Annotated in this window: 22 protein-coding genes; 16 read left to right on the top strand and 6 right to left on the bottom strand. The window is 59.1% G+C overall.

All coding sequences use genetic code 11. The features are described 5' to 3' along the window. Positions 1-50: 50 nt before the first annotated feature. Together H9642_RS17130 and H9642_RS17135 are read right to left on the bottom strand one after the other, a co-directional pair. Positions 51-2,054, bottom strand: a complete 2,004-nt coding sequence (locus H9642_RS17130; RefSeq protein ID WP_251837687.1) for a peptidase U32 family protein — start codon at positions 2,052-2,054, stop codon at positions 51-53. A gap of 109 nt (positions 2,055-2,163) precedes the next feature. Beyond that, complete coding sequence (locus tag H9642_RS17135) at positions 2,164-2,610, bottom strand: PAS domain-containing protein (protein ID WP_251837688.1); 447 nt, start codon at positions 2,608-2,610, stop codon at positions 2,164-2,166. Between the two features lie 174 nt (positions 2,611-2,784). Between H9642_RS17135 and H9642_RS17140 the strand changes: the two genes are divergently transcribed. Both H9642_RS17140 and H9642_RS17145 read left to right on the top strand, forming a co-directional pair. After that, positions 2,785-3,735, top strand: a complete 951-nt coding sequence (locus H9642_RS17140) for a MerR family transcriptional regulator (RefSeq protein WP_251837689.1) — start codon at positions 2,785-2,787, stop codon at positions 3,733-3,735. A gap of 40 nt (positions 3,736-3,775) precedes the next feature. Then, positions 3,776-4,216, top strand: a complete 441-nt coding sequence (locus H9642_RS17145; protein WP_251837690.1) for a YqaA family protein — start codon at positions 3,776-3,778, stop codon at positions 4,214-4,216. 370 nt (positions 4,217-4,586) lie between these two features. On the opposite strand, the gene mnmH is transcribed toward H9642_RS17145, so the two are convergent. Both mnmH and selD read right to left on the bottom strand, forming a co-directional pair. Further along, positions 4,587-5,696 (bottom strand): tRNA 2-selenouridine(34) synthase MnmH, encoded by a 1,110-nt coding sequence (gene mnmH, locus H9642_RS17150; RefSeq protein WP_251837691.1) that lies wholly within the window; start codon positions 5,694-5,696, stop codon positions 4,587-4,589. Further along, positions 5,696-6,730: a selenide, water dikinase SelD gene (gene selD / locus H9642_RS17155; protein ID WP_251837692.1), complete on the bottom strand. Its 1,035-nt coding sequence runs from the start codon at positions 6,728-6,730 to the stop codon at positions 5,696-5,698. Before selD ends, mnmH begins: the two co-directional genes overlap by 1 nt. Positions 6,731-6,899: 169 nt before the next feature. On the opposite strand from selD, the gene H9642_RS17160 reads away from it, so the two are divergent. From H9642_RS17160 to H9642_RS17225, 14 genes are all read left to right on the top strand, one after another. Continuing rightward, entirely contained in the window at positions 6,900-7,751 is an 852-nt protein-coding gene (locus H9642_RS17160; RefSeq protein ID WP_251837693.1) for a putative selenate ABC transporter substrate-binding protein, read from the top strand. After that, positions 7,748-8,551, top strand: coding sequence for a phosphonate ABC transporter ATP-binding protein (locus tag H9642_RS17165; RefSeq protein ID WP_251837694.1), 804 nt, complete (start codon positions 7,748-7,750; stop codon positions 8,549-8,551). The genes H9642_RS17160 and H9642_RS17165 overlap by 4 nt, the downstream gene beginning before the upstream one ends. Continuing rightward, positions 8,545-9,372 carry a PhnE/PtxC family ABC transporter permease gene (locus H9642_RS17170; protein WP_251837695.1) on the top strand — a complete coding sequence of 276 codons (828 nt, stop codon included), beginning with the start codon at positions 8,545-8,547 and terminating at the stop codon, positions 9,370-9,372. The genes H9642_RS17165 and H9642_RS17170 overlap by 7 nt, the downstream gene beginning before the upstream one ends. Continuing rightward, the gene (gene phnE / locus H9642_RS17175; protein WP_251837696.1) at positions 9,369-10,136 is read left to right on the top strand and encodes a phosphonate ABC transporter, permease protein PhnE; all 768 of its coding nucleotides are present in this window, start codon (positions 9,369-9,371) and stop codon (positions 10,134-10,136) included. The genes H9642_RS17170 and phnE overlap by 4 nt, the downstream gene beginning before the upstream one ends. Before the next feature lie 214 nt (positions 10,137-10,350). Next, complete coding sequence (locus tag H9642_RS18565; RefSeq protein ID WP_251837697.1) at positions 10,351-10,515, top strand: sugar transferase; 165 nt, start codon at positions 10,351-10,353, stop codon at positions 10,513-10,515. Positions 10,516-10,579: 64 nt separating this feature from the next. Further along, a complete protein-coding gene (locus tag H9642_RS17185; RefSeq protein WP_251837698.1) occupies positions 10,580-11,179 on the top strand; it encodes a UDP-glucose 6-dehydrogenase family protein in 600 nt (199 codons plus the stop codon). A gap of 2 nt (positions 11,180-11,181) precedes the next feature. After that, positions 11,182-12,180 (top strand): glycosyltransferase family 2 protein, encoded by a 999-nt coding sequence (locus H9642_RS17190; RefSeq protein WP_286010395.1) that lies wholly within the window; start codon positions 11,182-11,184, stop codon positions 12,178-12,180. Continuing rightward, the gene (locus tag H9642_RS17195) at positions 12,177-13,499 is read left to right on the top strand and encodes an oligosaccharide flippase family protein (RefSeq protein ID WP_251837700.1); all 1,323 of its coding nucleotides are present in this window, start codon (positions 12,177-12,179) and stop codon (positions 13,497-13,499) included. The genes H9642_RS17190 and H9642_RS17195 overlap by 4 nt, the downstream gene beginning before the upstream one ends. Before the next feature lie 440 nt (positions 13,500-13,939). Further along, on the top strand, positions 13,940-15,250 hold the full coding sequence (tig, locus tag H9642_RS17200) for a trigger factor (RefSeq protein WP_251837701.1): 1,311 nt from the start codon (positions 13,940-13,942) through the stop codon (positions 15,248-15,250). Positions 15,251-15,341: 91 nt separating this feature from the next. Then, positions 15,342-15,980, top strand: coding sequence for an ATP-dependent Clp endopeptidase proteolytic subunit ClpP (gene clpP, locus H9642_RS17205; protein WP_251837702.1), 639 nt, complete (start codon positions 15,342-15,344; stop codon positions 15,978-15,980). Positions 15,981-16,085: 105 nt separating this feature from the next. Beyond that, entirely contained in the window at positions 16,086-17,366 is a 1,281-nt protein-coding gene (gene clpX, locus H9642_RS17210) for an ATP-dependent Clp protease ATP-binding subunit ClpX (protein WP_251837703.1), read from the top strand. Positions 17,367-17,496: 130 nt separating this feature from the next. Further along, positions 17,497-19,893 (top strand): endopeptidase La, encoded by a 2,397-nt coding sequence (lon, locus tag H9642_RS17215; RefSeq protein WP_251837704.1) that lies wholly within the window; start codon positions 17,497-17,499, stop codon positions 19,891-19,893. A gap of 127 nt (positions 19,894-20,020) precedes the next feature. Continuing rightward, positions 20,021-20,293 carry an HU family DNA-binding protein gene (locus tag H9642_RS17220; RefSeq protein WP_251837705.1) on the top strand — a complete coding sequence of 91 codons (273 nt, stop codon included), beginning with the start codon at positions 20,021-20,023 and terminating at the stop codon, positions 20,291-20,293. 210 nt (positions 20,294-20,503) lie between these two features. Further along, positions 20,504-22,375 (top strand): SurA N-terminal domain-containing protein, encoded by a 1,872-nt coding sequence (locus tag H9642_RS17225; RefSeq protein WP_251837706.1) that lies wholly within the window; start codon positions 20,504-20,506, stop codon positions 22,373-22,375. Between the two features lie 118 nt (positions 22,376-22,493). Here H9642_RS17225 and fabI read toward each other — a convergent pair whose 3' ends face one another. Both fabI and H9642_RS17235 read right to left on the bottom strand, forming a co-directional pair. Beyond that, positions 22,494-23,288: an enoyl-ACP reductase FabI gene (fabI, locus tag H9642_RS17230; protein WP_251837707.1), complete on the bottom strand. Its 795-nt coding sequence runs from the start codon at positions 23,286-23,288 to the stop codon at positions 22,494-22,496. Between the two features lie 20 nt (positions 23,289-23,308). Continuing rightward, a complete protein-coding gene (locus tag H9642_RS17235; RefSeq protein WP_251837708.1) occupies positions 23,309-24,916 on the bottom strand; it encodes an ABC transporter ATP-binding protein in 1,608 nt (535 codons plus the stop codon).

Raw genomic sequence — 24,916 nt, forward strand, 5'->3', positions numbered from 1 at the left:
GGCCTGGCCCGCGCCCTGAAACCTGTTGGTCAGGGCGCGCTGAGCCGGGCTTAAGGCCGCGCGGGTTTGCGCTTGATGGTTTTCACCAGGTCTTCGGGGCTGATGAAGCCGACCATGCTGCTCGCGCTGCCCGGCTGGGGCTGGTTGAGAATGTGACCTTTCATCTTGCCGATGATGTGCATTTCGCAGGGTTTGCAGTCGAACTTGAGGGTCAGCACTTCGTCCTGATGGATCAGCTGCATCGGCGCGACCTTGGTGCGCACGCCGGTGACGCCCTTGGCCTGTTTCGGGCACAGGTTGAAGGAGAAGCGCAGGCAGTGCTTGGTGATCATCACCGGCACTTCGCCCGGCTCTTCATGGGCCTCGTAGGCGGCGTCGATCAGCTGCACGCCGTAGCGGTGATAAAACGCACGGGCCTTTTCGTTGTACACGTTGGCCAGGAAGGTCAGGTGCGACTCGGGGTACACCGGCGGCGGCACGCTGACCGGCTTGCGGCTGCCACGCGGGTAGGCGGCCAGGCGCGCAGCCGTCAGCGCATCGATGGCGTCGCGGCGCAGGGTCTTGAGTTGCGAATTCGGCACGAAGAGCGCCTGGGGCGCGTCGATGTCCACCTGTTCAGCGTGATAGATCGTGGTGCCGAGCTTGCTCAGGGTATCGCGCAACTGCTCATGAGCCTGCTCTGGATTCTTCGCCAGACCGAACGGCCCGGCCAGACTGACCGATGCGCTGATGCCTTCAACGCTGGTCACGTGCAGGGTCAGTGCCTCGTCGCTGAACGTAGCCTGGAAGCGCACGGGCACGCGGCGTTCGGCCGAGGTCTTGAGTAGCGCTTGTTGCCAGTTGTGGTCCAGGTTGCGGTTGAGCGCATGGGGCATGCGCAGCTGTTTCAATTCCGCCGGCATTTCATTGGGCACGATGCGGTACTGCCGGCGGGTCTGGCCGTCCTGTTCGAACTCCTCGAGCAGTTCCGCCGTGTTGGCGCGAAAACCCACCACTTCACGCTTGTACAGCACGTTCAGGCCATCGCCATTGCTCAGCGATTCGCTGGTTTCGGCGATGAAGTCGTGCTTGCCGACCTTGATGATGTCGCCCACCGGCAAGCCGACGAATTTCGGCGAATCGAAAGCGCCGATGTCGATCTTGCGATCCTGCACGAAGTAGTCGGTGCTGCCGCGGTGGAAGGTCTTTTCCACGTTGGGCACGAAGAAGTGTTCGCTGAAGCCGCTGGAGGCGCGGGCCAGGTCGGGGCGCTGGGTGAGGATCTTGTCCAGTTCCTGCCGGTAGTGAGCAGTGATGTTCTTTACGTAGCTGACATCCTTGTAGCGGCCTTCGATCTTGAAGGAACGCACGCCGGCCTCGACCAGATCCATCAGGTTGTCGGTCTGGTTGTTGTCCTTCATCGACAGCAGGTGCTTGTCGTAGGCAACGACGCGGCCCTGATCGTCTTTCAGCGTATAGGGCAGGCGACAGGCCTGCGAGCAGTCGCCGCGGTTGGCGCTGCGTCCGGTCTGCGCGTGGGAAATGTTGCACTGCCCGGAGAACGCCACGCACAACGCGCCATGGATAAAGAACTCGATGGTGGCGTCGACCTGGTGGCTGATCTGGCGGATCTCCTGCAGGTTGAGCTCACGGGCCAGTACCAGCTGGGAGAACCCGGCGTCGGCGAGGAACTTGGCCTTGTCCAGGGTGCGGATGTCGGTTTGCGTGCTGGCGTGCAGCTCGATGGGCGGCAGGTCCATCTCGAGGATGCCCATGTCCTGCACGATCAGCACGTCGACGCCGACCTCGTACAGCTGCCAGATCAGCAGCCGGGCGGGCTCGAGTTCATCGTCATGCAGGATGGTGTTGAGGGTGACGAACACCTTGGCGTGGAACAGGCGGGCGAATTCCACCAGCTCGGCAATCTCTGCCACGCTATTGCTGGCGTTGTGGCGTGCGCCAAAGCTGGGGCCGCCGATGTACACGGCATCGGCGCCATGCAGGATGGCTTCCTTGGCGATGGTGGTATCCCGTGCAGGGCTGAGGAGTTCGAGTTTGTTCGTGGCTACGGGCATAGGTTCAATTCGTCAGGCAAGGCGGTTGTCGGGTGGCTACCGGTGATTCAGCGTGCATGCACGTTGCGTCTGCTCTGCGGCAGGTCGCTCACCCGGTGAATCGGTCGGTTCAGGCGGGCCGGTCGGCCAGCTGGCGTTTCAGCTGAGCGACTTCGGCCTCCAGTTCGCGCACACGTTCAGTGGCCTGAACTTGGGCGCTGACATCCTTCTGGATGCCGATGAAATAGGTGAGCTGGTCGGCCTCGTTGAAGACCGGCGTGATCGACAGTTCGTTCCAGAACGCGCTGCCGTCTTTGCGGTAGTTGCGGATGATCTGCCGGCACGGCTGCTTGTTGGCAAGCGCCTCGCGAATCACCTTGAGGCCTGGTTGGTCGCGATCGTCTGACTGCAGGAAGCGGCAGTCCTGATAGAGGATATCGTCGACCGGGTAGCCGGTTAGGCGTTCGAACGCCGGATTGGCGTAGATGAGAATATTGTCATCGCCTTCCTGTTCGGCCACCACGATGCCGTCATTGGAGGCTTCGACGACCAGTTGGAGCAGCTTGGCGTTGATCATGTTCTAAGGTCCGCGTGCAGGTTCGGGGCATTCTAACAGGCTGTGGGAAGTAGGCGATGCGGCACGACAAGACACAACGTTCAGTCGGCTCGGCTTTGCTACGGGGTGAGCCGCGCAATCCGTTGCCCCTGAGTTAGAATGCCGCCACTTGCATGACCTGGGCTGCTCCTGCCAATGATCGAATTCACTGCCGCTGCGCCGCGCGCATCTGACCCATCGGGCCAGGATGAGCTATTTCCGATCCGCGAGGTGGTGCGACTGACTGGCGTGAATCCGGTCACGCTGCGGGCCTGGGAACGACGCTACGGGCTGATCCAGCCGGTGCGCACCGAAGGCGGGCATCGGCTGTATTCCCAGGCGGATATCGAGGCGATTCGCAGCATCGTGACCTGGACCGAGCGCGGTGTGGCGGTCAGCAAGGTTGGCAGCCTGCTCGAACGCAGCGCGGCGAACAAGGCTGAATCCCTGCCGGTCGAAGCCGAGCCGGTGGCGGGGGAGTGGAGCGAATGGCAGGCGCGAATTCGCCAGGCGGTGGGCGATTTCGACGACGTACGACTGGAGCAGCTGTATGGCCAGGTGTATTCGACGTATCCGTTGACGGTGGTATTCGAGGACATTGTCTTGCCGCTGTGGCACGAACTGCTGCACCGCAAGGGGTTCGGGCAGGCCAGCCAATGGCTGTTTTTTGATGCTTTCCTGCGCGCTCGGGTGTTGCAGCGCCTGCAACTGGCGCGCCGCCCGGACGATAACACCGTGCTGCTGGCGGCGGTTCCAGACCAGTGCCGTGAATTGGAACTGTTGGTGGCCGGCCTGCTGCTCAACGGCGACAACGGCGCGGTGCGCGTGCTGGCCCTCGGTCAGCCGCTGGAAGAACTCAGTGTCATTTGCCAGGCCGTGCAGCCACGGGCGCTGGTGCTGTATGTCACGGCGCCGCCAACTGATTCATTGCTGGCGCAGTTGCGCAAGCTGGTGCTGGCGGTGGACTGCCCGCTGGCGTTGTGCGGCGAAGGCTCGGAACTGGCGCACGACCGCCTGGCAGGCACGCCCATCGCTCGTCTGGGCAGCGCAGGACGTCTGATGCAACGACGCCTGGCGCAGTTTCTCAGTGGACATCTGAATACGTGAAGGCATGCCTTTGCCACTGATGACCCTGGATTTGTAGAGCATGTGGGAAGTATCCGGTTACCTCGGCCTGTTTGTGGCCGCATTTGGCGCTGCCACGCTGTTGCCCTTGCAGTCGGAAGCGGTGCTGGTTGGCCTGCTGCTGGCGGGCAAGCATTCAACGGTTGGCCTGTTGGCGGTTGCCATCGTCGGCAATGTGCTGGGGTCGGTGGTGAACTGGCTGCTGGGCCGCTCCATCGAGCGCTGGCGCCACAAGCGCTGGTTTCCCATCAACGATGCCCAGCTGCAGCGGGCCCAGCGCGGCTATCACCGTTACGGCCGCTGGTCGCTGCTGCTGAGCTGGATGCCCATCATCGGCGACCCGCTGACCCTGATCGCCGGTGTGATGCGTGAGCCCTTATGGAGCTTTCTGCTCATTGTGCTGTTGGCCAAGGCAAGTCGTTATCTGCTGCTCGCGGCCCTGACGCTGGGCATCAGTCCGTAGGTGGATATCGCCTTTTACATCCACCAAAGCCCCGCTCGGTGGATCGCCACCCGGTGGATCGCCACCCGGGATCGATGAGGCGCGATCCACCCTACGGCTGGCTATAAAGGAGTGGTTATTCAACCATTGTGGCGCTGCGCCCGCTCACGCAGGTAAGCGACCACCGTTTCCTGATCGCCCCTGAACTCGACACGGTCGATCTTGCTGGCGCGGGTAGGCGTACAGCGGATCGACGCGCAGTCTTGTAGGGTGGATGTCGCTTTTTACATCCACCACGAACACGCTCAATGGATCGCCACCTGGTGGATCGCCACCCGGTGGATCGATGAGGCGCGATCCACCCTACGACTGGCTATAAAGGAGTGGTTATTCAACCATTGTGGCGCTGCGCCCGCTCACGCAGGTAAGCGACCACCGCTTCCTGCTCGCCCCGGAACTCGATGCGGTCGATTTTGCTGGCGCGCGGGTAGGCGTACAGGGGGTCGTAGTAGTCGCGAAGCAGCGCCTCGATCCAGCCGCGATGCAGGTCCACCACGCCGCTGCGTTGTTGTTCATCAAGTGCGGATTGCATGAGGGCCAGCAGGCTCTGGTAACGGTCACCGCCTAGGCGCTTGTGGATGTTGCCCAGGCTTTGCAGCAGGCGTTCGGCGAACAGACGAAAACCGTCTTCCTCGCCATGCACACTGTGGAACTCGGCGCATAGGTCAATCACGTAGTCGCCAAGGATACGCTCCACGCGACTTTCGAAACTGTCTTCCAGCCAGACCAGCGGAAAGCGCTGCATGCCTTCGTGCAATTCCAGCGGCACCGCGCAGCGGCCGACCAGACGACTTTCGTCCTCCAGCACAAAATGCTGAACGCCAGCCGCACGTTTTTTCAGAATATCGATGGCCAGGCGGTTCTCGAAATCAATCTGGGTCGGCTGCTCGGTGGCGTGCTTGCCGAAGCTCGAGCCGCGGTGATTGGCGTGGCCTTCCAGGTCCAGGCTGTTATCCAGCCGGTCGATCACTTCGGTCTTGCCGGTGCCGGTGAGGCCGCCGACCAACACGAAGTCGCACTGGGCAACCGCTTGCTGGGTGATTTCCAGCAGGAACGTACGCATTGCCTTGTAGCCGCCGACCACCCGGGGGTAATCGATGCCTGCTTCGCTTTTAAGCCACTGCTGGACGATCTGCGAGCGCAAGCCGCCGCGAAAGCAGTACAGATAACCATCGGGATTGGCCTGGGCAAACGCGGCCCAGGCGGCGATGCGGTCGGCCTTGGTATGGCCCGACACCAACTGATGGCCGAGCTCGATGGCCGCTGCCTGACCGTGCTGTTTGTAGCAGGTGCCGACCTTCTGCCGCTCGATGTCGGTCATCAGCGGCAGGTTGAGGGCGGTGGGGAAGGCGCCCTTGCCGAATTCGACCGGGGCGCGGGCATCCATCATGGGCAGATCGTTGAGGAAGATGTCGCGGTAGTCGGTGCAGTCTTGCCGCATTACAGCACCTCAACCGCGTGGCGCTGTCGCTCCACCAATTGGCCGATGGGCTCGAGCGCCAGACCCAGCTCGGCCGCCACGGCGAGGAATTCCTGTTCGCCTTCCGGCGCCACGGCGATCAGCAAGCCGCCGCTGGTTTGCGGATCGCACAGCAGCAGTTTGGTCAGTTCGGGCATGGGCGCGATCTTCTCGCCGTAGCTGTCGAAGTTGCGCAGGGTGCCGCCAGGTACGCAACCTTCCGCCAGGTAATGCTCGACACCGGACAGGCGTGGCACGCGAGAGAATTCCACGCGAGCCGTGAGGCCGCAGCCTTCGGCCATTTCCACCAAGTGGCCCAGCAGGCCGAAGCCGGTGACGTCGGTCATGGCCTTGACCGCCTCAAGCTTGCTAAAGCGGCTGCCGGGTTTGTTCAGAGTGCACATCCAGTCGCGGGCCAGGCCGACGTCTTCGGCGCGCAGTTTGGCTTTCTTTTCCGCCGTGGTGAAAATACCGATGCCCAGCGGCTTGGTCAGGTACAGGTTGCAGCCGGCGCGGCCGGTGTCGTTACGCTTCATGTAGCGCTTTTCCACCACACCGGTCACCGCCAGGCCGAAAATCGGCTCGGGTGCGTCAATGGAATGGCCGCCGGCCAGCGGAATGCCGGCGGCATCGCACACGGCGCGGCCGCCACGCATCACGTCGCGGGCCACTTCCGGTGGCAGGAGATTGATCGGCCAGCCGAGGATGGCAATGGCCATCAGTGGGTCGGCACCCATGGCGTAGATATCGCTGATCGCGTTAGTCGCAGCGATACGGCCGAAATCGTAGGGATCGTCAACGATGGGCATGAAAAAATCAGTGGTGGACACCACGCCGCGCTCGTCGTCCAGGGCATAGACCGCCGCATCATCCCGCGAAGCGTTGCCGACCCACAGCTTCGGATCAAGGTTCTGTGCACCGCTGCCGGCAAGAATCGTCTCCAGCACCTTGGGTGAGATCTTGCAGCCGCAGCCGGCACCATGGCTGTATTGGGTCAGGCGAATCGGATCACTCATTTCACATACCTCGCATCTGAGGGCGCGAATTCTAGCAAAGCTGCGGTGGCGCTCGCCGCACTATATAATCGCCTCGTTTTTACCGCCCATGCGGCTCACCATGCTTATGCCTGCTAGCCTAGGTGGTGGCCATCCCCACGTTTTTTCCGCTATTGAACCGGAGAACTCCATGCTTAAGCCCACCCTGGCGCTCGCCGCCGGTATTACGCTGTCCCTGTCCGCCCTGTTTGCCCAAGCCGCCGAAGTGCTTAGAGTCAGCGCCATCCCGGACGAAGCGCCCACCGAACTGCTGCGTAAATTCAAGCCGCTGGGTAATTATCTGGAACAGCAGCTGGGCATGCAGGTGCAATTCACACCCGTTGCCGACTATCCGGCAGTGGTCGAGGCGTTGGCGACTGACCGTCTTGATCTGGCCTGGCTGGGCGGTTTCACCTTCGTCCAAGTACACCAGAAGACCGGTGATGCCATACCGCTGGTGCAGCGCGAGCAGGATGCGCAATTCACCAGCAAATTCATTACTTCCGATCCGAGCGTGCAGTCGCTGGCCGACCTCAAGGGCAAGACCTTTGCCTTCGGCTCGGTGTCTTCGACCTCAGGCAGCCTGATGCCGCGCTACTTCATGCTGGGCGACGACATCAAGCCGGAAGAGTTCTTCAGTCGCGTGGCATATTCCGGGGCCCACGATGCCACTGCCGCCTGGGTGCAGGCGGGCAAGGTGGCGGGCGGCGTGCTCAATGCCAGTGTGTGGGACAAGCTGGTAGCCAATGGCAAGGTGGATACTAATAAGGTGCGAGTGTTCGCCACTACGCCGCCTTATTACGATTACAACTGGACGGTGCGCGGCACGCTTGACCCGGCTCTGGCTGAGAAGATCAAAACTGCGTTCCTGGCGCTTGATCCCGCCAATCCCGAGCACAAGGCGATTCTCGACTTGCAGGCCGCGAGCCGCTTTATCGAGACCAAGCCGGAGAACTATCAAGGTATCGAGGACGCCGCGCGCGCGGCAGACCTGCTGAAATGACCGTGCAGCTGGCTCAGGCCAGCCTCACGCACGGCAACGGCATTCATGCCCTGCGCAATGTGGATCTGCACATTGCCCAGGGCGAACAGGTTGCCATCATTGGCCCGTCCGGGGCCGGCAAGTCGAGCCTGCTTAACGTGCTGGGAACGGCGTTGCAGCCCAGCAGCGGTAGAGTGCAAGTTCTTGATCAGCAGCCCTGGCGCTTGTCCAGCCGCCAGCGGCAACAGTTACGCGCGCGCATTGGCTTGATCCATCAGGCACCGCCCTTGCCGCCGCGTTTACGGGTGATCACCGCCGTGCTGGCTGGCAAGCTGGGGCAGTGGGGGCTGGGCAAGAGTCTGCTCAATCTGCTGTATCCGCTGGATATTCCTGGTGCGCGGGCGGTGCTTGAACGACTGGATCTGGCCGACAAACTGTTTGCGCAGTGCCAGCAGCTTTCCGGCGGCCAGTTGCAGCGGGTGGGCATTGCCCGCGTGCTGTATCAGGCGCCTGATCTGCTGCTGGCCGACGAGCCGGTGTCGGCGATGGACCCGGTGCTCGCTGATCATGCTTTAGGTGTGCTATGTCGGCACGCGGCGCAGGAAGGCGTCATCCTGGTATCCAGTCTGCATGCGGTGGAGCTGGCGCTGGCGCATTTTCCGCGCATCATCGGCTTGCGAGCCGGGCAGGTACTGTTTGATTGCCCGGCGTCGCAGGTCACTCGCGAGTTGCTTGATGCGCTGTATGCCAACCAGCAATTGACCTTCGCGCCCGGTCCGGCCTCGGTCCCGGTGACGAGTGTGCAGGTTTCACGATGCTGAGCCGCGATATCCGCGACCCGGCAGCCCTGCCGCGGCTGCTGCTAAGCCTGTTGGCCATTGCTCTGTTATGGCCGGGAATGCAGCTCAGCGAGCTAGACCTGGGCGTGTTTCTGGCCAAGGACAGCGCCAGTGATATGGGGCTGTTCGTGGCTGCCTTCTGGCCGCCTGCCCATGGCGAGGAGTTTCTCCAGCTCCTGTTCGATGCAACTCTGCAAACTCTGGCGATCGCGACCGCCGGCATGGCCTTGGCGCTGCTGTTGGCGATTCCGGCGAGCCTGCTGGCCAGTCGCGCGCTGTCGTTGTCCGCAGCGGCGCGTGGCGGGCGGCCTGGATGGTGGTCGCAACTGTTGCGCTGGCCGGTGCGCGGTCTGTTGATTTTCCTGCGCAGCGTACCGGAGATCGTCTGGGCGCTGCTGTTCGTGCGCGCCGTGGGCCTGGGACCTACCGCAGGCGTGTTGGCTATCGCGATTACTTACAGCGGTATGCTCGGCAAGGTCTACGCAGAAATCTTCGAGTCAGTCGACCAGCGTCCGGCCCACGCCTTGCTGCTGGCCGGCGGCGGCCGTTTTACCGCTTTTCTCTATGGCATCCTGCCCAATGCGGCGCACGAGGTGGTGTCCTACACCGTGTACCGCTGGGAGTGCGCAATCCGTGCTTCGGTGGTGATGGGCTTTGTCGGTGCCGGCGGTTTGGGTCAGCAGATCGACTTGTCCATGCGCATGTTCGCCGGTGATGAAGTAGCCAGCATGCTTCTTACTTTCCTGGGGCTTGTCATGCTGGCGGACCTGATCAGTCGGCTGCTGCGGGCGAGGCTGGTATGAGGCGCCTGATCAACGCGGGACTGATTCTGGCTCTGCTGGCGGCGGTAGGGCTGTCATTCAGCTATTTGGGACTCGATCTTGGCGCAGTATTTGGCCGCGACAACCTGGGGCAGATGGGTTCGTATGCCCAGCGTTTTTTTGACCCGGATCTGAGCGCTGGGCATCTGCAGGCCATCGGCCGTGGTGCGCTGGAGACCCTGGCAATGTCTGCCGTCGGTACGCTGTTGGCGGCCATTCTCGGTTTGCTGCTGGCGCTGCCCGCCGCCGGACGTTTTGGTTGGCCGCTGGCTGGCGTCGCACGCCTGCTGCTCAATGCCTTGCGCGCCATTCCCGAACTGGTGTGGGCCGCATTGATGGTGCTGGCAGCGGGGCTCGGCCCGAATGCTGGCACCTTGGCGCTGGCGTTGCACACCGCCGGAGTATTAGGGCGTCTATTTGGCGAGGCACTGGAAAATACCCCGGCGGGACCGACTGAAGCCATTCGTCTACAAGGCGGCAATCCGGTTGCAGCCTTCTGCTACGGCACCTTGCCCAATCTATGGCCGCAGTTACTGGCTTACAGCCTGTACCGCTGGGAGAACAATATCCGCATGGCCAGCGTGCTCGGCTTTGTGGGGGCGGGCGGGCTGGGGCAGATGTTGTATGTCAGCCTCAGCCTGTTCCAGGAGGCGCAAGCCAGTACGGTCATCATTGCCATGCTGGTGCTGGTGCTGGCGGTCGATGCGCTCAGTAGCTGGGTCCGGCAGCGGTGGGTGAGGGCTTGAGTATTCCAAGCCAACCAACATAACTGCCTTCCAGCATCGAACAACGCCAATCTACGACAGCAGCGCCGTCTTAAACTGGCACTCACCGTGACGAGCGAAGTGGCTGTGATCTGGCAGGTTTTGCTGCTTGCCGTTACCGATCCTATGCGGTCCTGATCAAAGCCGTTCTCGACCGCAGCCTTGCGTAGCTGGCGCTGATCGCTCTCAGCCCGCTGTGCTGACCGTTGCCTTGCCGGTCAAGCGCTCCTCGCCCGGCCCGGTCATCTTCAAACAGATACGCCATGGCTGGAACGACCAAGTGATCAAGCTCTACAAGTTCGTTCGACTACGATCTCTCTATATCAATAACTGGCGCTGTGGCCGGATCTCAAAATTCTGATCATCTACTGAAGACGTTCGACCCGAACACCGCCATTACACGTTAGCTTCAGGCAAGGAAGCCCATGAACATCTCAATTGCCGGCACCGGTTACGTCGGACTTTCCAATGCGGTACTGCTGGCGCAGCGCAACAAGGTGATCACTCTGGAGACCGCCCCGGCCAAGGTGGACTTAACCAACGACCGCCTTTCCCCTATCGAACACAGCGAAATCCAGCGCTACCTAGCCCCAAAAGACCTCGACCTCAGAGCTACCCTCGACAAGCGTGAGGCCTACCGTGATGCCGACTTCGTAACCATCGCCACTCCCACCGACTACGACCCGCAAACCAACTTCTTCAACACCCGCAGCGTCGAGGAAGTGATTGAGGATTTACTGGCAATCAATCCCAACGCAGTCATGGTTATCAAATCCACCGTGGCGCTCGGCTACATCAAGACCGTGCGCGAGAAGTACCGCGCCGAGAACAGTCTTTGCTTATCGGAATTCATCTGCGAAGGCAAAACCCTACTCGAGGTGGCGGTGTATGGACCGGCGCTTAATGAACAGAGTTTCTACAACTCGCGGGTAGCCGCCGATCTGGACGAGTTTAAGTCGACGCCGGGGTTAGTTGGCAGATGTGAAAGGCCGAATCTTTACGCGAGATTTGTTGGTAGCGCTTAAATATGCACGATATAAAAGACTCGAAAGTCAGTATTATCATACCCGTCTACAATGTGGAGAAATATTTGGCTGAATGTCTTGACTCAGCGGTGGGTCAGATACATCAGAACAAGGAGATCATCATCGTTAACGATGGTTCCACGGATGGCAGTGCAGCAATAATATCGGAGTATCAAGAGAAACATAGTGAGATCGTCTTAATTGTCACGGAAAATTTTGGCCAATCATCTGCGCGTAATACAGGGATAGAGAAATCGACCGGTGACTACCTGATATTTCTGGACAGTGACGATTGGATTGAAAAAGAAACATTAGAGCGTTGCCTGTTAGCGCTAAAAGAACATAACGCGGACATGGTAATGTTTAATGCGTGCTCTTTCGCAGATGATGTCTCTGAGTTTGATATTGGGAAGTTGGATTACACCAGACCCTCATGTCTCGCTAATAAAAAGTTACTTTGCAGAGAAGCCTTTTCATTTTTCGTAAAAAATAAGTCCTATTTGGTGTCGCCTTGTCTGTATCTTTATAAGCGTAGTACATTCAATAAAAACAGATTTCGGCCAGAAATTATCCATGAGGATAACCTTTTTACAACTCAGCTCCTCATAAGTAGCGAAACGGCAGAGGTTATCTGCTTGCCCGACCGATTCTTTCATAGAAGAGTAAGGCCTGGCTCAATCATGACCCAAGAAAAAAGCATGAAGCATGTGAATGGCTATCTCGCTGTAGCTGAAGAGCTTTTGAAAAATGGATTAAAAAATCAAAACTGCTCTACAGCAATAGCACTCAACCAATTTATACAAAGCATTATTGGCAACGCGTTAGCGACAGCGCAGGCAGCCTTTAATAACAAAATTCCTCTCCATGTCAGAAAGAAATCCCTAAAGCTTTTTTTCAAGACAAATCTCAGGCACATAAAACCTAGAGCAGCTTTGATCTGCATTTTGCCGGAAATAAAAGTTGTCAAAAGAAAACTACGCGGCCTTGTGAAGCATCCATGAAAAAAACCAGCAGCCTCTACCGCGCCATAGCCAAAAGCATGCTCGGCCGTTATGCCGTCTATGCGGTCAACCTTCTTTCGATGATGGTAATGGCCCGGGTATTCACGCCGGAAACCTTCGGCACGGTTGCTGCCATCATGGTCTTCTACGTGTTTTTTCAATTGATGGCCGAGGTTGGCTTGGGGCCTGCCATCATCAATCTGGGCCACCTGGCAAGAGAAGATCGTGATGGCCTTTTTGGACTGACATTGACCATCGGCTTGCTGCTGGCCTTTCTGTTTACGGCATTGGCACCGCTATTCCTATCGTTCTACCAACTGCCCCGCGTCGATGAAGTCGTACCCTATATCGCCGTCAGCCTGCTTTTCTTTGCCGCCAGCATCGTGCCCCATGCTCTGCTGCTTAGAGAGCAGGCTTTTTACAGAATCGCCAATGGCGGGCTGGCTGGGGAGTTGCTTGGCACTATAGCCACCATCAGCCTCGCCCAGCTTATTGACCCGTTGCATGCCCTGGCAGCCAAGGGCGCCTTTAGTGCCGGCACGCTGTTTTTCGTTATCTGGTATTTCTCGGCCAATACCGAATTCGGCAGGCCGCTGCCGGGGCGGAAGTTTTCCGCCATCAAGCCGCTGCTGGGCTTCTCCGGCTATCAGTTCGGCTTCAACTTCATCAACTACTTCTCGCGCAACCTCGACAACATTCTGGTCGGCAAATACATGGGCGCAACTGCGCTTGGCAACTACGACAAGGCTTATCAGTTGATGAAGTATCCGCTGATGTTACTGACTTTCGCCATGACACCGGCCATCCAGCCAGTCATCCGCCAGCATGCTGGCGACCCTCGAAAGGTCGAAGAGATCCATCGTGACTTCACCTTCAAGCTTTCACTCCTCGGCGCCGCCGCCGGGCTGGCCATGTACGTGCTTGCCAAGTGGATCATCTTGTTTGCTCTTGGCGATCAATGGCTGGACGTAGTGCCGATAATCCGCATTCTCGCCATCGCGATTCCCGTACAGGTCGTGCTTTCGACCAGCGGCAGCTTTTTCCAGGCGATGAACAGGGCGGATTTACTATTTCTAAGCGGCAGCCTGTCGGCTGTTGTCATGGTTTCGGCAATCAGCGTAGGCATCATCGCTCGCGATATGGAGATTCTCTGCTGGGGATTGGTGGCCGCGTTCCACATCAACTTCGTGCAGGCTTATTATTACTTGTATAGGAAGGTTTTTTTTGCGCCTTTGCATCAGCACCTTGTGCGTATGACGCCGGCCGCAGGTGTCGTGCTTGGAATGGTTGCTTACTCGCTCCTACCGTCGCTCCTATAAGTGCGGCTTCACACCCATGTCATTGAAGGTCAAGCCTTGGTCGACTGTGCGGCAGCCCGCGCTGAGCGAGCAACAGGCCGAGCAGCAGCACCGTGGCCTTGACGCTGCGCTGTGGCATTAGTGGCACGCCGGTGCGTAGCCGGGCCATTGCCCACAGGGCTACCTGGATTCCAGCAAGGGTAACGAGTTCGTGGATCGCCCAATCGCGCTCTGCACTACGGCAGAGGGCAGTAACACCAGAATGAGCAGTACAAAGCGATTGACGGGCGCCACCCAGGGCGAAAGGAAACGGGCGATTATAGGGCGTTCTAGAGGGGGTAACTATGATCGACGCGCCTACTACTCGCGCGAACACTTCTCTTATGGCAGTTGAGCTACTAGAATGCGTGCCCATTCTGGGGCCGGAATGCCGGCTTATGTCTGTGCAACGAGGAAAATACATGCAAGTTTCTGTTGAAAGCACCTCCGCTCTGGAGCGCCGCATGACCATCGGCGTACCGGCCGAGCGCATCGAGAACGAAGTCAACAAACGTCTGCAGCAGACTGCCCGTCGTGCCAAGATCCCCGGTTTTCGTCCCGGCAAGGTGCCGATGAGCGTGATCCGTCAGCGCTACGAAGCAGCCGCTCGTCAGGAAGCCCTGGGCGACCTGATTCAGGAAACCTTCTACGAAGCCGTGGTTGAGCAGAAGCTGAACCCCGCAGGCACTCCTGCCGTCGAGCCGAAAGTGTTCGAGAAGGGCAAAGACCTGGAATACGTTGCGACCTTCGAAGTGTTCCCGGAGATCCAGCTGGCCGGCTTTGAGAACATTGCCGTCGAGCGTCTGCAGGCTGAAGTGATCGATGCCGATATCGACACCATGCTCGACGTGCTGCGCAAGCAGAACACCCGTTTCGAGAATGTTGAGCGTGCCGCCGAGAATGGCGATCAGTTGAACATCGATTTCGTCGGCAAGATCGACGGCGAAGCCTTTGCTGGTGGCTCCGCCAAGGGCACTCCGCTGGTGCTGGGTTCCGGTCGCATGATCCCCGGCTTCGAAGAAGCGCTGGTTGGTGTCAAGGCTGGTGAAGAACGCGTGATCAACCCGGTTTTCCCCGAGGATTACCAGAACCTCGACCTGGCTGGTAAAGCCGCTGAGTTCACCGTGACCGTGAACAGCGTTGCCGCACCGCTGCTGCCGGAGCTGAACGACGAATTCTTTGCTCTGTTCGGTGTGAAGGAAGGTGGTCTGGAAGCGTTCCGCGACGAAGTTGGCAAGAACATGCAGCGTGAACTGCGCCAGGCCATCAAGACCAAGGTCAAGAACCAGGTGATGGATGGCCTGCTGGCCGCCAATTCGGTCGAAGTGCCGAAAGCTACCGTTGCCAACGAAGTGAATCGTCTGCGCGTGCAAGCCGTTCAGCAGTTCGGTGGCAACATCAAGCCTGAGCAACTGCCGGCCGAAATGTTCGAAGAGCAAGCCAAGCGCCGTGTGGTGCTGGGCCTGATCGTCGCCGAAGTGGTCAAGCAGAACGAGCTGAAGCCCGACGATGCCCGCGTCCGTGAGCTGATCGAGGAAATGGCCTCCGCTTACCAGGAGCCGGAGCAGGTCGTGGCCTGGTACTACAAGAACGAGCAACAACTGGATGAGGTTCGTTCTGTTGTGCTGGAAGAGCAAGTTGTAGATACTGTCTTGCAGAAGGCCAACGTAACCGACAAGTCGGTCTCCTACGAAGAAGCTGTCAAGCCCGCGGAAGCTCCGCAAGTCGCCTGATTCTTCCCCCGTTCGAGCACACCATAAGCCAGCCTTCGTGCTGGCTTATGTGTCTTTGAAGACCCGTTCACATTGGGAGCGATCGCTGGATATGTCCCGCAATTCCTTTATGCAAATGCCAGAAATCCAGGCTGCCGGCGGTCTGGTGCCGATGGTTATCGAGCAGTCCGCTCGTGGCGAACGTGCCTACGATATCTACTCGCGCCTGTTGAAGGAGCGCGTGATCTTCCTGGTTGGTCAGGTTGAAGACTACATGGCCAACCTGGTGGTGGCGCAGCTGCTGTTCCTTGAAGCGGAAAATCCCGACAAGGACATCCATCTGTACATCAACTCGCCGGGTGGTTCGGTCACTGCGGGCATGTCGATCTACGACACCATGCAGTTCATCAAGCCCGACGTGTCGACGATCTGCATCGGTCAGGCCTGCAGCATGGGTGCCCTGTTGCTGGCCGGTGGCGCCGCCAACAAGCGTTACTGCCTGCCGCACTCACGGATGATGATCCATCAGCCGCTGGGCGGCTTCCAAGGCCAGGCCTCGGATATCGAGATCCACGCCCGTGAGATTCTCACCATTCGTGAGCGTCTGAACCGAATTCTGGCTGACCATTGCAATCAACCGATGGACGTGATTGCCCGCGACACCGACCGTGACAATTTCATGAGCGGTGAAGAGGCGGTCAAGTACGGCCTTATCGATCAGGTGCTGACCCGCCGTCAAATGACGAGCTGATCATGCTGTCACGCCATGGCTGGGATTGCCGGTCGTGGCGGGGTTGAAAATGCCTGCAATTGCCTTCATCTTGTGTTTCAAGCCCTACCGTATTGGATTGATCGAATGACTGACACCCGCAACGGCGAGGACAACGGCAAGCTGCTTTATTGCTCCTTCTGCGGCAAAAGCCAGCACGAAGTGCGCAAACTGATTGCCGGCCCCTCGGTTTTCATCTGCGACGAGTGCGTCGACCTGTGCAACGACATCATCCGTGAGGAGGTGCAAGAAGCCCAGGCCGAGAGTAATGCTCATAAATTGCCATCGCCCAAGGAAATCAGCGCGATTCTGGACCAGTACGTCATTGGTCAGGAACGGGCGAAAAAGATTTTGGCTGTAGCGGTTTACAACCACTACAAGCGTCTCAACCAGCGCGACAAGAAAGAAGAAGTCGAGCTGGGCAAGAGCAACATTCTGCTGATCGGTCCGACTGGTTCGGGCAAAACATTACTGGCCGAGACGCTGGCGCGCCTGCTCAACGTGCCCTTCACCATTGCTGATGCCACCACGCTGACTGAAGCGGGCTACGTGGGTGAAGATGTCGAGAACATCATTCAGAAACTGTTGCAGAAATGCGATTACGATGTGGAAAAAGCCCAGATGGGTATCGTCTACATTGATGAAATCGACAAGATTTCCCGCAAATCGGACAATCCTTCGATTACCCGTGACGTTTCGGGCGAGGGCGTGCAGCAGGCGTTGCTCAAGCTGATCGAAGGCACCGTGGCTTCGGTACCGCCGCAGGGTGGACGCAAGCATCCTCAGCAGGAGTTCCTGCAGGTTGATACGCGCAATATCCTGTTCATCTGCGGTGGCGCGTTCGCCGGCCTGGAGAAGGTGATCCAAAACCGCTCCACGCGTGGCGGCATCGGTTTCAATGCCGAAGTGCGCAGCAAGGATGACGGCAAGTCGGTAGGTCAGTCGCTGCGCGAAGTCGCGCCGGATGATCTGGTGAAGTTCGGCCTGATTCCCGAGTTCGTCGGTCGTCTGCCAGTCATTGCCACGTTGGATGAGCTGGACGAGGCGGCGCTGGTGCAGATTCTCACCGAGCCGAAGAATGCCCTGACCAAGCAGTACGCCAAGCTGTTCGAAATGGAAGGCGTGGATCTGGAGTTCCGTTCGGATGCCTTGAAGGCTGTGGCGCACCGTGCGCTGGAGCGCAAGACTGGCGCGCGTGGCCTGCGCTCCATTCTGGAAGGCATCTTGCTCGACACCATGTACGAGATCCCGTCGCAAAACGATGTGAGCAAGGTGGTGATTGACGAGAACGTCATTGAGGGCACCTCCAAGCCCCTGCTCATTTACGAAAGCAGCGAGCCAACGGCCAAGGCTGCGCCTGACGCGTGATAGACAAGGGGCCTGCGGGCCCCTTCGTCATTCTGGGCTCGATGCTTGTTTTTTGCAGTCATCGGCCCCATCTTGTCCGCGAGGGTAATCCCACCGATCACGACCAGAAGGTCGCTGTAGAGCCGAAATCATGAAGACAATCATCGAATTGCCACTTTTGCCATTGCGTGACGTTGTGGTGTATCCGCATATGGTGATCCCGTTGTTCGTGGGTCGAGAAAAGTCCATCGAGGCTCTCGAGTCCGCCATGAAGGGCGACAAGCAGATTCTGTTGCTGGCCCAGAAAAACCCGACTGATGACGATCCGGGCGAGGATGCTCTGTATCGGGTTGGCACCGTAGCCACGGTACTGCAGTTGCTCAAACTGCCCGACGGCACGGTCAAGGTCCTGGTCGAAGGTGAGCAGCGCGGGTTGATTGAGCGCTTCATCGAACTGGAAGACCAGTGCCGCGCCGAAGTATCGCTGATCGAAGATGCCGCGGTTGAAGAGCGTGAATCGGAAGTGTTCTGCCGCAGCCTGCTCAGCCAGTTTGAGCAATATGTGCAGCTGGGCAAGAAAGTGCCCTCTGAAGTCCTGGCGTCGCTAAATAGCATCGATGAGCCGAGCCGCCTGGTAGACACCATGGCCGCGCATATGGCGCTGAATATCGAGCAGAAGCAGGAAATCCTGGAAATTACCGATCTGGCCACCCGCGTGGAATACGTGCTGGCGGTGCTGGATGGCGAAATCGACCTGTTGCAGGTGGAAAAGCGTATCCGTGGTCGGGTCAAGAAGCAGATGGAGCGTAGTCAGCGCGAGTACTACCTGAATGAGCAGATGAAGGCCATTCAGAAAGAGCTGGGCGACATCGACGAAGGCCACAACGAGCTCGATGAACTCAAGAAACGCATCGATAATGCCGGTCTGACCCAGGAAGCTCACACCAAGGCGCAGGCCGAGCTGAACAAGCTCAAGCAGATGTCGCCGATGTCCGCCGAGGCGACCGTGGTGCGTTCTTACCTGGACTGGCTGCTCAATGTGCCGTGGAAGGCCGAGAGCAAGGTGCGCCTGGACCTGAGCCGCGCCGAAGATATTCTCGATGCCGATCACTACGGCCTGGAAGAGGTCAAGGAACGTATTCTTGAATACCTCGCCGTGCAGAAGCGCGTTAAAAAACTCAAGGGCCCGGTGCTGTGCCTGGTGGGTCCGCCTGGCGTGGGTAAGACGTCTCTGGCCGAGTCCATCGCCCGCTCGACCAACCGCAAGTTCGTGCGCATGGCTCTGGGTGGTGTACGTGACGAGGCTGAGATCCGTGGGCACCGGCGTACTTACATCGGTTCGATGCCGGGTCGCCTGATCCAGAAAATGACCAAGGTCGGCGTGCGCAACCCGCTGTTCCTGCTCGATGAAATCGACAAGCTGGGCAGCGACATGCGCGGTGATCCGGCGTCTGCATTGCTGGAAGTGCTGGACCCCGAGCAGAATCACAACTTCAACGATCACTATCTGGAGGTCGATTACGACCTGTCGGATGTGATGTTCCTGTGCACTGCCAACTCCATGAATATTCCGGCGCCGCTGCTGGATCGCATGGAGGTGATTCGTCTGCCGGGTTATACCGAAGACGAAAAGGTCAACATTGCGACCAAGTACCTGATCCCCAAGCAGGTCAAGGCCAATGGCCTGAAGGAAAGCGAGCTGAGCTTCGATGAGGCCGCGATTCGCGACCTGATCCGCTTCTACACCCGAGAAGCCGGTGTGCGCAGTCTGGAGCGACAAATCGCCAAGGTGTGCCGCAAGGTGGTCAAGGAGCACATCAAGGAAAAACGCTTCCAGGTGCAGGTGACGGCCGAGACGCTCGAGCATTATCTGGGTGTGCGCAAGTTCCGTTATGGCCTGGCTGAGCAGCAGGATCAGGTTGGTCAGGTGACCGGCTTGGCCTGGACTCAGGTGGGCGGTGAATTGCTGACCATCGAGACGGCCGTGGTGCCGGGCAAGGGTCAGCTGATCAAGACCGGCTCGTTGGGCGATGTCATGGCCGAGTCGATGACCGCCGCGCTGACCGTAGTGCGCAGCCGCGCAAAAAGCCTGGGCATTGCCGAGGATTTTCATGAGAAGCGCGACGTGCACATCCACATGCCCGAAGGCGCCACGCCTAAAGACGGCCCGAGCGCCGGTATCGGCTTGTGCACCGCGCTGGTGTCCGCGCTGACTCAGATTCCGGTGCGCGCCGATGTGGCGATGACTGGCGAGATTACGCTGCGTGGCCAGGTGCTGGCGATTGGCGGTTTGAAGGAAAAATTACTCGCTGCGCATCGGGGTGGAATCAAAACTGTGATCATCCCGGAAGAAAACCTGCGTGATTTAAAGGAGATTCCCGAAAACATCCAACAGGACTTGCAGATTAAAGCGGTCAAATGGATTGACGAGGTCCTGCAAATTGCGTTGCAATACGCCCCGGAGCCCTTGCCTGACGCGGCTCCCGAGATGGTTGCAAAGGATGACAAGCGCGAGACTGATTCCAAGGAACGAATCAGCACGCATTAGTTCGAGGACTTCCGGGACACTTTATTTGTCGCTGATTCTCTGGCGAATTAGGTGCCGGCAGTCTGGTGGGCACCTGCTTAATACTTCATACGAACATTCAAAATAGTTAGAAATAAGGGGACTTAGAGTGAACAAGTCGGAACTGATCGATGCTATCGCCGCATCTGCTGATATCCCGAAAGCTGTTGCTGGTCGTGCGCTGGACGCTGTGATCGAATCCGTCACTGGTGCTCTGAAAGCTGGTGATTCCGTGGTCCTGGTGGGCTTCGGTACCTTCGCGGTAAAGGACCGTGCCGCGCGCACTGGCCGTAACCCGCAAACGGGCAAGCCGATCAAGATTGAAGCTGCCAAGATTCCAGGTTTCAAGGCTGGCAAGGCTCTCAAAGACGCCGTCAACTAAGCGTCTTTCGGGCCTGGGCTGCTGGCCGGACTACTGGCCTGGCAGCCGAGTGGTGAGTGAGTCGGTTATAGTCGACCTCCTGACCGGGAATGTAGGTTGTTTCTCCTTCATTCCGCCCATTCGAAAAGGCGCATCCGTTCGGGTGCGCCTTTTCCATTTTGGACATTACCGCGTAGCGCGGCTGTTTTAACGGCCGTTTCTGGGGGATGCATGCTGCAGAACATCAGGGATAACTCACAGGGCTGGATTGCCAAAACCATCATCGGCCTCATCGTCGTTCTGCTGTCGTTTACCGGCTTCGAGGCGATCTTCAACGCGGCCAGCAATTCGCAGAATGCTGCCGAGGTAAACGGTGAAGAAATCAGCCTCAACGAGCTGAACCAGGCGGTCGAACTGCAACGCCGGCAATTGCTGCAACAGTTTGGTCGTGATTTCGACACCTCGCTGATTGATGAGCGCCTGTTACGCGACGCTGCACTCAACGGGCTGATCGAGCGTCGCTTGCTGCTGCAAAGTGCGCAAGAGGCCGACTTCGCGTTCTCCCAGGCGGCACTGGATCAGGTCATCCTGCAAACCCCCAGCTTTCAGCAAAATGGTCAATTCAGCGCCGAACGTTTCGACCAGGTCATCCGCCAGATGGGCTATAGCCGTCTGCAATTCCGCCAGATGCTCGAGCAGGAAATGCTGATCGGCCAGCTGCGTGCCGGTATTGCGGGCAGTGGCTTCGTGACTGAACAGGAAATCGAGTCTTTTGCGCGTCTGGAACGCCAGACACGTGATTTCGCCACGCTGACGCTGCAGGCAGACCCGCAGGCGATCACCATCGCCGAGGACGAGGTGCAGGCGTATTACGATGAGAATGCCGCACGCTTCATGAGCCCCGAGCAGGTGGTAATTGATTATATCGAGCTGAAGAAAGATCAATTCTTCGCTCAGGTTGAGGTAAGCGAAGAAGACCTGAAGAACCTTTACGAGAAAGAAATCGCCAACCTGGCTGAACAGCGGCAGGCCGCTCACATCCTGATCGAAAGTGACGGTGTGCGCAGCGATGCGGAGGCCAAGGCCAAGATTGACGGGATTCAGCACCGCCTGCAGCAGGGCGAGGATTTTGCTGCGCTGGCCAAAGAGTTATCCGAGGACAGCGGCTCGGCTGCCGACGGTGGTGATCTGGGTTTTGCCGGTCCTGGTGTGTATGACCCTGACTTCGAAGCGGCGCTCTACGCGCTGGCCAAGGGCGAAGTATCCGCACCGGTACGCAGCGAGTTTGGTTGGCACCTGATCAAGTTGATCGATGTACAGGCAGCCGATGTGCCGAGCTTTGCCAGCTTGCATGACAAATTGGAGCGTGACCTGAAAACACAGAAGGTCGAGCAGCGTTTCGTTGAAGTCAGCAAGCAGTTGGAAGATGCGGCGTTTGAAGCCTCAGATCTGAGCCAACCTGCCCAGGAACTGGGTTTGACCGTGCAGACCAGTGAGCCGTTTGGCCGCGAAGGCGGTGAAGGCCTGAGTGCGAACCGTCAGGTGGTGCAGGCCGCATTCAGTGATGAAGTGCTTGAAGACGGGGCTAACAGCTCGGCTCTGGAACTTGACCCGGAAACGGTGGTGGTCCTGCGTGTCAAAGAGCACCGCAAATCCGAGCGTCTGCCCTTTGAGCAGGTAAGCGCCGAAATCCGCGAGCAACTGCTTCAGGAGCGTGCGGCGGCGGCCGTCCAGGACAAGGGCGAGCAGCTACTGGCTGATCTGCGTGAAGGCAAGACCCCTGTCGAGATGGCAGATGTCGGCACCTGGCAGGTCACTGAGGCCGCGACCCGCAGTCAGGACGGTATCGAACCCGTGGTATTGCAGACGCTGTTCCGCATGCCCAAGCCGGAAACCGCTGACAAGCCGAACTACGCCGCGGTGACACTCCCCAGCGGCGATTATGTTCTGGTGCGCCTGAATGGTGTAAGCGAGCCGCAAGAGGCGCTGTCAGCTGAAGAGAAAGCCATGTATCAGCGCTTCCTCGCTTCACGCAAGGGACAGCAGGACTTCGCCGCGTTCCACGCGCAACAGGAAGCTGACGCGAAGATCGAGCGCTTCTAAGACATATTCCCTACGACAGCTCTGCTGTCGTAGGGCGGCGTCGCAGTGTTGAAATCGTTTCGAAGAACAAAAAAACCGCACCTTGCTGGGTGCGGTTTTTTTGTGCGCGTGTATCGAATCAGTCTTCGATGGCGCCCATGGCGGTAGTGTTGAAGCCACCATCGACGTAGAGGATTTCACCGCTGATGCCGGAGGCCATGTCCGAACAGAGGAAGGCACCGGCGTTGCCGACTTCTTCGATGGTCACGTTGCGGCGCAGCGGGGTCTGCTTCTCGTTGGCGGCGAGCATCTTGCGGAAGCTCTTGATGCCGGAGGCAGCGAGGGTGCGGATCGGGCCTGCGGAGACGGCGTTGACGCGAGTACCTTCCGGGCCAAGGCTGCCGGCCAGGTAGCGTACGCCAGCTTCCAGGCTGGCCTTGGCCATGCCCATCACGTTGTAGTTGGGCATGGTGCGCTCGGCACCCAGATAGGTCAGGGTCAGGATGCAGCCGTTGCGACCCTTCATCATTGGGCGGCCGGCCTTGGCCAGGGCTACCAGGCTGTAGGCGCTGATATCGTGGGCAATCTTGAAGCCTTCGCGGGTGGTGACTTCAGTGAAGTCGCCATCCAGTTGATCGCCAGGTGCGAAGCCCACCGAGTGAACGATACCGTCCAGGCCGTCCCACTTTTTGCCCAGCTCTGCGAAGACGTTGACGATATCGTCGTCATTGGCCACGTCGCACGGGAAGCACAGCTCCGGACCCGAGCCCCAGCCAGCGGCGAATTCTTCAACGCGGCCCTTGAGCTTGTCGTTCTGGTAAGTGAAGGCGAGCTCGGCGCCTTCGCGGTGCATGGCGGCGGCGATGCCCGAGGCGATCGACAGCTTGCTGGCGACACCGACGATCAGGATGCGCTTACCGGCGAGAAAACCCATGTTCTATTCCTCTTGCTTGGTTAGTCGACTGTTGCTGGGGCCATAAAGGCCGCTTCCAGCAACTGCCGGGTATAAGGGTGCTGCGGGGCGGCGAATACCGTTGCTGCATCGCCTTGCTCAACCACCTGGCCCTGCTTCATCACCAGCAAATGGTGGCTCAGCGCTCTGACCACCGCCAGGTCATGGCTGATGAACAGGTAGGTCAGGTTGTACTTGGCCTGCAATGCCCGCAATAGTTCCACCACCTGGCGCTGCACCGTACGGTCGAGCGCCGAGGTGGGCTCGTCCAACAGAATCAGCGCCGGTTTCAGCACCAATGCGCGGGCAATGGCGATACGCTGCCGTTGCCCGCCAGAAAACTCATGGGGATAGCGGTGCCGGGTTTCCGGATCCAAACCTACCTCCACGAGCGCATCGATGATCGCTTGTTCCTGCTCCGCAGCCGTGCCCATCTTGTGGATGCGCAACCCTTCACCAACGATCTCGGCCACCGACATGCGTGGGCTGAGACTGCCGAAGGGGTCCTGAAAGACCACCTGCATCTGCCGCCGCAGCGGCCGCACCTGCTGCTGATTCATGCCGTCCAGTGCCTGGCCTTCGAAGCGAATGGCGCCCTGGCTACCTAGCAGCCGCAGAATCGCCAGCCCCAGGGTGGATTTACCGGAACCGCTTTCGCCCACGATGCCCAGGGTCTGGCCCTGGGGCAGGCTGAAACCGATGCCGTCCACCGCCTTCACATGATCCACGGTGCGGCGTAGGAACCCTTTCTTGATCGGGAACCACACGCGCAGGTCCTGCACTTCCAGCAGCGGCGCACCGGCGGGGTTGCTCGCCGGCTCGCCGCTGGGCTCGGCGCCCAGCAGTTCCCGGGTATAGGGATGCTGCGGAGCACGGAACAATTCGTCACACGATGCCTGTTCGACGACCCGACCGTGCTGCATGACACATACGCGATGGGCAATTCTGCGCACCAGGTTGAGATCGTGGCTGATCAGCAGCAGCGACATACCCAGGCGTACCTGCAGATCCTTGAGCAATTCGAGGATTTTCAGCTGCACGGTGACGTCCAGCGCAGTCGTAGGCTCATCGGCAATCAACAACTCAGGCTCGTTGGCCAGGGCCATGGCGATCATCACCCGTTGACGTTGTCCACCGGACAACTCATGGGGGTAGGCCTTGAGGCGCTTGCGCGGTTTGGGGATGCCGACCAGTTCCAGTAGCTCCAGGGTCCGGGCGGTGGCCGCGTTGCCGGTCAGGCCTTTGTGCAGGCCAAGCACCTCGTTGATCTGTTTCTCAACGCTATGCAGCGGGTTTAGCGAGGTCATGGGCTCCTGGAACACCATGGCGATGCGGTTGCCACGAATGCCGCGCAGCTGTGTCTCGCCGAGCTTGAGCAAGTTCTGCTGGCCGTAGTGGATAGTGCCGGCCGGATGGCGAGCCAGCGGGTAGGGCAGCAGGCGCAGGATGGAATGGGCGGTGACCGACTTCCCAGAGCCGCTTTCACCCACCAGCGCCAAGGTTTCGCCCTTGCGGATGTCAAAACTGACGCCTTCGACCACACGCTGGAACTGCTCGCCGCTACGGAACTCCACGGCCAGATCACGTACTTCAATCAGATTCTCGGCCAT

Origin of the sequence: Serpens gallinarum (genome assembly GCF_014836765.1) — a bacterium.
Classification (GTDB): domain Bacteria; phylum Pseudomonadota; class Gammaproteobacteria; order Pseudomonadales; family Pseudomonadaceae; genus Serpens; species Serpens gallinarum.